Here is a 6890-nt window from a genome sequence, read left to right as displayed (position 1 = left end):
CATCTTGCCTGTTCATGACAGAGGTGCAAACAGAAAATCCATCTGTTGTGGAACAGGCATCTTGCCTGTTGCTGACAGAGGTGCAAACAGAAAATCCATCTGTTGTGGAACAGGCATCTTGCCTGTTGCTGACAGAGGTGCAAACAGAAAATCCATCTGTTGTGGAACAGGCATCTTGCCTGTTCATGACAATGGTGCAAGATTTGAGTTAAAAGCGACTGAAAACTAAAACTGAAAACTAAAACAGATATCCTCCTCAAGCCTCATAGCAAGAACTTCCGTTTTGAGATAAGGATTTTTAACCCCTAGCGGGCCAAACCGCAGTCGGCGGTAATTATTCAGCAAACCGAACCTCCACAGACGGATAACACCCTAATTGAAGCATTAACATCGCCGTTACGTTTCGTTACGATAAGGAGACAGAGAGAAAAACCTCTCATTCGTAAAATCAGAGGTAGCCATTATGAACGGTACATTTCGCGTCGGCAACCTGTTTGGGATTCCCTTCTTTGTCAACGCATCTTGGTTTTTAGTTCTGGGTTTAGTAACCTGGCAGTACGGCGGCGCATTAGCTGCCCTGTTTCCCACATTGGGCCCCGTAGTGCCCTGGATGCTGGGATTATTCACAGCGTTACTGTTATTTGCTTCCGTATTAGCCCACGAATTAGGACACAGTTGGGTAGCCATCAAACAGGGAATTGGCGTGAAATCGATTTCGCTATTTCTGTTTGGCGGACTGGCTAATTTAGAAAGAGAATCCAAAACCCCAGCCGAAGCATTTTGGGTAGCCATTGCAGGCCCGTTGGTTAGCTTATTTTTATCCGGTTTGTTAACAGCGATCGGCATCGGTGCTGGTCTCACAGGCCCCGCAGCGGCCATCGTCGGACTTTTAGCTTCCATCAACTTAGTTCTAGCCTTATTTAACTTAATTCCCGGTTTGCCCCTCGACGGCGGCAACATCCTCAAAGCGATCGTCTGGAAAATTACCGGCAACCCTTACAAAGGTGTAATTTTTGCTAGCCGCGTCGGTCAAATAATTGGTTGGATTGCCATTGCTACAGGCGTATTCGGCAATATTTGGAATCTGGTAATCGGTTGGTTCTTACTGCAAAATGCCGGTCAATCTGCACAATATGCCACAGTCCAAAATAAACTAGCAGGATTGACAGCCGCAGATGCTGTGACGCCCGAAAGCCCGATCGTCTCCCAAGACTTGTCCCTCAGAGAATTTGCCAACAATTACGTTATCGGTAGCGCCCATACCTGGCGCAGGTTCCTGGCAACAGATGATGCCGGACAATTGGTAGGGGCGATCGACCTTGACGACCTCAAAACCATTCCTACCGGACGCTGGCCCGAAGTTTTAGTGAAAGAACTCCTGAAGCCGATCGAGTTTTCCACAACCGTCAAACCAGAATTATCCCTCCTCGAAGTCGTCACCCTCCTAGAACAACTCAAAGTACAAGAACTACCGGTCATTCGCGAAAATGGTGTCCTTGTCGGACTTGTAGAAAAAGCTGAAATTGCCCGCTTGTTGCAAAGACAAGCCGAAGCGAACCCCGCTTAATATCCTCAGATACTTGACAAATAATAGTTAACCCCCTCGATTTCCCCTTACCAAAAGGGCGATCGGGGGGGTTAACTGTAAGTTTAATTCACCGCGCTCGATCGCTTCAGCGTTAAGTTGATTTACCTACTGGGTATGTTCGAGAAAAGAAATCAGCTTTTATTCAACTCTCTTTCCCGTCTGGGCGATCAATTTCTCGGCGAGCTCTTCGACTGCTTTGTCTCCGTTGCGAAAGGACAGATAGCCGACAATCCCAACTGCTGCGACGATTTGCAGCACAAAAGAGGCCACTAGAACGCAACGCAGGGGGATTTTTGTTTGGTGTTGAGAAGTTTTAGTCGCGAATCGGGGCAAAGGCATAGGCTGATGACTAATTGCTCCCTAACACTTTAACTGTTCCAGCCTGTAATTGCACTTACGGGCGATCGAGGTGTTTCCTTGCCCTCAAAACACCTCCCACACAGACACAAATCATGAGCAAGCACGAGACTTATAGCTGGTAAAAGTATAGTCATCTATTACATGACATGGGAGGCCTTCGGCCCCTCCCCCTTCACTTTTACTTTGAGCGGATTGACCCGCATTGGCCCAGCTACGCAGCTCCCTATCCCATTGCTCAATGCTTTTGGGAGTGCTTTTGCCACGATCGTGTAATACCCCTTCACGAAGCGCATTAATTAACAAACCATCTGCGGTTTTGTACAAACCTCTGTGGATCTGTTTGCCAATCGCGTCGCTGCATGAGTGATAGGTGTGCCTCGTAAATAAAGGCAGCGTTGAAAGCGGTTGCTTGGGCAGTCCAAATCCTTCTGCTCAGTCAGCATATACTACTCCTGACTATCTTTGACGAGAAACTTAATGAAGTTTTACAATACAATTTTAGATTTTAGACTTCGAGGGTGAGCGCTCAGTCGAACGATTGGGAGCATCTCAGTTTTGTAAAAAGCATTTTTTTTATTGTAGTGCGAGCGTCCCCGCTCGCGTATTGTACAATACGCGAGCGGGGACGCTCGCACTGTAAATGCAAAACTGAGATGCTCCCGAACGATTTTAGATTTTAGATTAAATAATTGGGGATGAAGGAGGAAGCTCGTGCTTTGGAGTTTGCCGACAGTTGCATTCTTTTTTTTAAACTGGTATTACGGACTCTTGGCCCAGAATACCTCCGCCATTTTCTTGCTTTGTTCGGTTTCGTAGCTCAACCTAACCTGCTTCTTGCCTGGAACCTCGACCATCGAAACTCAACATTCATCCGTTACATCCGGTACAAAATCAGTTGCCGAACTTCTCTTCAACAGCTACGCGGAAAATCCCCCGCTTGTCCAAACGGATATAGCGAGGGGCAAGAATAGGTATTCTCGGAAAATATAAAGTGGTGGCAGTGGCTTTTGTCGAGCCATTGCCATCTATAGAAGCCATACTTTTTTAGGCTCACAGAAAGATTTCAGAGCCAACTCTCTGCTTGCAGTCAATGCTTGAAGTCAAACCAACCTGTTCAAGCAAGAAGTCAAAGCAAGTCGTAAAAGCCTAGGATTCTTCTTCTTCTCGATCGATTTGGCGCAGGTGAATGTGCTTGCGTCCCAGAGAGATTTCAAATTCATCTCCTGGCTGGAGTTCCATCTGTTTCGTGTAGGCGGCTCCAATCAGTAAGTTGCCGTTAGATTGAACGCTAATCCGATAGCTGGCAGAGCGTCCGCCGCGTCCATTGCCGTTTTGCTTCCCGTCTAGCTGAATGCCTTCTGCATCAATCAGCGCATTCAGGAATTTCATCATGTTGACCCGTTCTACGCCGTTCTTGGTAACGGTGTAGTAGCCACAGGCTCTAGCTTTTTCTTCCTTGGTAAGGTTCTCTAGGTCTTTGACCTTTTTGATCAGATCTTCGCCTTCAAGGGGTTCGATATTTTTCTTTTTAGCCATTTACTGAGTCCTGAAATATTCAACTGGTGTACGGATTTTTTCTCGGTTGGTTTTTGGTTTGACCAAGAAACTTTAGCTTTATAGCTGGTCGTAAAACCATATTACACCGATCGGCTCAATTGTTAACCACTATTATCTAAATATTTTTAACAACCTGCAGTCTTTCTTGAGGAGTAGCTGCAGCCGGTGCGAGCAATCTCTAAACTCGGTAGCATAAGCTATCAGCTATCAGCTAGCTGAATATTTGCCCCGCTCTTAAAATCTCATGAAGTTAACCACACGCGGACACTACAGTGTCAAAGCATTACTGGATCTAAGTTTGCAACCTCGCTTTGGCCCGACATCGGTGAAATCGATAGCGAAGCGACAGGAGTTACCTGCTCCGTATCTAGAAAAATTGCTGATTGAAATGCGACGAGCCGGTTTAGTCCAATCTGTTCGGGGTTCCCAAGGAGGATATCAATTAGCCCGCCAGCCCGCTCAAATCTCTTTAGGACAAATCTTAGAGGCTGTAGGTGAAACTATTGAACCTTTACCTCGACATTTTCCCGACGCGACACAAGCAGAGGACTGGGTAACATTCAGTTTGTGGAACCGATTGCACAAAAAACTTGCCGAAGCGCTGTACAGTATTTCCCTCGAAGACTTATACTATGATGTCCGCAGTTGGCAAGCGGCTCTTGGGGAAGAAACTAGCTTTATCATTTAAATGGTAAGTTCATTCATTCGATCGCCAGCAATCACACATGGACGCAACACTTGTTACCTACTTTGGCGGCTGTCACTGCGGTGCTGTCCGCTTCCGTGTCGCCGTTGACAAACACGAAGCATCTGATTGCAACTGCTCTATCTGTAAAAAGAAGGGATTTTTGCACCTCATTGTGCCGCCGGAACGTTTTACCTTGCTCAGCGGCGAAGATGTTTTGACAACCTATACATTTAATACAGGAACTGCTCAACATACTTTCTGCCGAATTTGCGGCATTCACTCGTTCTATCGCCCCCGATCGCATCCCGATCATTTCGATGTCAACGTCCGCTGTCTTGACGACTATGCCATCGAACACTTTCAGATCCTACCCTTTGACGGTGTTAATTGGGAGCAGAACGTACACTTGCTCCGCGACGAAAGTAATCTCAGCCGTTAAAATTGCAGCTCAAAAATCTTGCCTCCGCAAGGGTAGGAGTAGTTAAAACCTGCGCTACCATTGCGATCGCTCCTGCTCGGCCGGACTATCAAGTTTGACACAATATATAATGATGCCGGATGAATTTCCTGTTTTGATTTTAGCTGCGGTGTTGGATTATTCGATCGGCGATCCTTGGGGTTGGCCGCATCCCGTGCAGGCGATGGGTTGGGCGATCGACCGCTATACTCGATTTGTCTTTAATATATGGAATAATCCCGCAGGTAAAATGCCTGAAGCAGAGGATCGTCCCGCTGGCGAGCGGCACAAACTGCTGCTACGAGGTGCTGGTACAATACTAGCGATCGGGCTGATTGTAGGCAGTTATACTGTCAGTTGGTCGATCGTCCAAGCTGCTAGTTGGGTACATCCTCTTTTAGGTATTGCCATACAGACCATTTTGCTGGCAAGCTGTTTTGCAGGTCGCAGTTTGAGGGCCGCAGCAGAAGATGTGCTAGCACCTTTAAATGTTGGAGATTTAGTCAAGGCGCGAGAAAGGTTGAGCCTTTACGTCGGCCGGGATACCGAAAACTTATCCGAGCCGGAAATTCTGCGAGCAGTGTTAGAAACTGTAACAGAGAATGCAGTCGATGGCGTGACAGCACCGCTATTTTATGCCTTACTTGGGTTCGCTCTGCCGCATCTATTATTAAGTGTTACCGATCGCCCGATCGATCCTAACTCGATGTGGGCGAGTGCGATCGTCCCCTTGGCGATCGCTTACAAAGCAGCCAGCACATTAGATTCTACCGTCGGCTACAAAGAAGCGCCATACACCGATTTAGGATGGTTTAGCGCCAAACTAGAAGACGTGCTGACGTGGATTCCTTGCCGGCTAACAGTGATTACTTTAGCCGTTATATCTGGCAAACCGATTTACATTTGGCAAATTTGTCAGAGAGATGCTGTTAAAGATGCCAGCCCCAATTCCGGTTGGAGCGAGTGCGTTTACGCCGCCATCTTGGGAGTACAACTAGGAGGTACCAATTCCTATCGCGGAGTTCTCAAACACAAACCGCTGTTAGGCGAGCCGGTTCACCCGATCGCAGCGCCGCTAATTTGCCAAGCATTGCAATTAACTCGGTATTGCTTTCTGATTTGGTTGGGACTATCATTGCTTTTTTATACCTTATTATGTTTGAGTCGCTAACTGATGACCTCACCCGAACAGTCCAGGAGACAGAAATAACGTATTTCTGTCCTTGTTAGCGATCCAAGCATTGCAATCGCAGCATCGGCTTTTCATCCATTCGGGGTAAGTCCTGCAGAAGACAGAGATCAGCCACCGACAGCAGCAAAAAAAGTTTTGACCGAAAGCATCCAGGATACAAGCCCCCGGATTCATCCGTCCAGAAATAAAAAACCTGTATCCGATCAACAAGCCCCCGAATTTATCCGTAGGGTCAATGCTAAAATCTAAAATCTAAAATCTAAAATCTAAAATCGATTGACCTTTGTTCAAACCCCCAGATTCATCGGTCAAGTCCATCTATCTAAAATCTAAAATTGTTCGATCCGCCAACAGCCAACAATTAGCTCGCAGCAACCCATGACTAAAATTATCCAAATTTTATCCCCTGATGAAGTGAGGCGCACTCTCACCCGCGTCGCTTCCCAGATTGTCGAAAAATCAGGGAATCCCTCGGAGTTAGTGCTGTTGGGCATTCATAGTAGAGGAGTGCCTTTAGCTCAAATTTTGGCAGATCAAATTGAAGTGCTCGAACAAGTCAAAGTATCCGTGGGCGCTTTGGATATTACCTTTTACCGAGATGACTTGGATCGAGTTGCGATGCGGACACCGGCTAAAACAGAAATTCCTTTCGATTTGACGGGCAAAACCGTGGTGTTGGTAGATGACGTTATATATAAAGGCAGAACGAGTCGAGCGGCTTTGAATGCGGTAAACGATTACGGGCGGCCGGAGAAAATTTGGTTGGCGGTATTAGTCGATCGCGGCCACCGAGAAGTACCGATTCAGCCGGATTTTACGGGTAAAAAGTTGCCGACTGCAAAGGAAGAACAAGTTAAGGTTTACGTTCAAGATCTCGACGGGCGGGACGGAGTGGAGTTAATTAAGGGTTGATACGATTTGAGATTTGAGATTTGAGATTTTAGATGGGCAAAACTGACTGTTCGACTAAATTAGGAATGAGAATTAAATAACTTCCACAAGATTGTGGGATGGGCGTCCCGCCCGTCCTTTTTGGACGGGCGGGACG

9 protein-coding genes are annotated in these 6890 nt (G+C 46.9%); 6 read left to right on the top strand and 3 right to left on the bottom strand.

Annotated features, from left to right (window positions below):
• Positions 1–212 (top strand): hypothetical protein (locus tag QT992_RS32710; RefSeq protein WP_333378684.1); only part of this gene is annotated, 212 nt, incomplete at its 5' end.
• A gap of 251 nt (positions 213–463) precedes the next feature.
• Entirely contained in the window at positions 464–1567 is a 1104-nt protein-coding gene (locus tag QT992_RS32705) for a site-2 protease family protein (protein WP_333322458.1), read from the top strand.
• Positions 1568–1726: 159 nt separating this feature from the next.
• Here the strand turns inward: QT992_RS32705 and QT992_RS32700 are convergent, their stop codons facing one another.
• The 3 genes from QT992_RS32700 to QT992_RS32690 form a co-directional block, all read right to left on the bottom strand.
• Entirely contained in the window at positions 1727–1927 is a 201-nt protein-coding gene (locus QT992_RS32700) for a hypothetical protein (RefSeq protein ID WP_333322459.1), read from the bottom strand.
• 912 nt (positions 1928–2839) lie between these two features.
• Entirely contained in the window at positions 2840–2986 is a 147-nt protein-coding gene (locus tag QT992_RS32695) for a hypothetical protein (protein WP_333322461.1), read from the bottom strand.
• 108 nt (positions 2987–3094) lie between these two features.
• Positions 3095–3484, bottom strand: coding sequence for an AbrB family transcriptional regulator (locus QT992_RS32690; protein ID WP_015179394.1), 390 nt, complete (start codon positions 3482–3484; stop codon positions 3095–3097).
• Positions 3485–3749: 265 nt separating this feature from the next.
• Here QT992_RS32690 and QT992_RS32685 point away from each other — a divergent pair, with 265 nt between their 5' ends.
• From QT992_RS32685 to pyrR, 4 genes are all read left to right on the top strand, one after another.
• On the top strand, positions 3750–4193 hold the full coding sequence (locus tag QT992_RS32685; RefSeq protein WP_006635345.1) for an Rrf2 family transcriptional regulator: 444 nt from the start codon (positions 3750–3752) through the stop codon (positions 4191–4193).
• Positions 4194–4230: 37 nt separating this feature from the next.
• Positions 4231–4632 carry a GFA family protein gene (locus QT992_RS32680; protein WP_333148091.1) on the top strand — a complete coding sequence of 134 codons (402 nt, stop codon included), beginning with the start codon at positions 4231–4233 and terminating at the stop codon, positions 4630–4632.
• A 109-nt stretch (positions 4633–4741) separates the two neighbouring features.
• Positions 4742–5821 carry an adenosylcobinamide-phosphate synthase CbiB gene (cbiB, locus tag QT992_RS32675; protein WP_333343004.1) on the top strand — a complete coding sequence of 360 codons (1080 nt, stop codon included), beginning with the start codon at positions 4742–4744 and terminating at the stop codon, positions 5819–5821.
• Between the two features lie 399 nt (positions 5822–6220).
• Entirely contained in the window at positions 6221–6754 is a 534-nt protein-coding gene (pyrR, locus tag QT992_RS32670) for a bifunctional pyr operon transcriptional regulator/uracil phosphoribosyltransferase PyrR (protein WP_333343003.1), read from the top strand.
• Positions 6755–6890 lie beyond the last annotated feature (136 nt).

Source organism: Microcoleus sp. T3_D1, from assembly GCF_036700405.1.
In the GTDB taxonomy this organism is placed as follows: Bacteria; Cyanobacteriota; Cyanobacteriia; order Cyanobacteriales; family Microcoleaceae; genus Microcoleus.
This window is presented reverse-complemented; position numbering and strand designations above follow the sequence as displayed.

Excerpts from the sequence above, each read along its gene's own strand:
- cbiB (WP_333343004.1), top strand. The coding sequence starts at position 4,742 with ATGATGCCGGATGAATTTCCTGTTTTGATTTTAGCTGCGGTGTTGGAT.
- QT992_RS32700 (WP_333322459.1), bottom strand. The coding sequence starts at position 1,927 with ATGCCTTTGCCCCGATTCGCGACTAAAACTTCTCAACACCAAACAAAA.
- QT992_RS32695 (WP_333322461.1), bottom strand. The coding sequence starts at position 2,986 with ATGGCTTCTATAGATGGCAATGGCTCGACAAAAGCCACTGCCACCACT.
- QT992_RS32705 (WP_333322458.1), top strand. The coding sequence starts at position 464 with ATGAACGGTACATTTCGCGTCGGCAACCTGTTTGGGATTCCCTTCTTT.
- QT992_RS32680 (WP_333148091.1), top strand. The coding sequence starts at position 4,231 with ATGGACGCAACACTTGTTACCTACTTTGGCGGCTGTCACTGCGGTGCT.
- pyrR (WP_333343003.1), top strand. The coding sequence starts at position 6,221 with ATGACTAAAATTATCCAAATTTTATCCCCTGATGAAGTGAGGCGCACT.
- QT992_RS32685 (WP_006635345.1), top strand. The coding sequence starts at position 3,750 with ATGAAGTTAACCACACGCGGACACTACAGTGTCAAAGCATTACTGGAT.
- QT992_RS32690 (WP_015179394.1), bottom strand. The coding sequence starts at position 3,484 with ATGGCTAAAAAGAAAAATATCGAACCCCTTGAAGGCGAAGATCTGATC.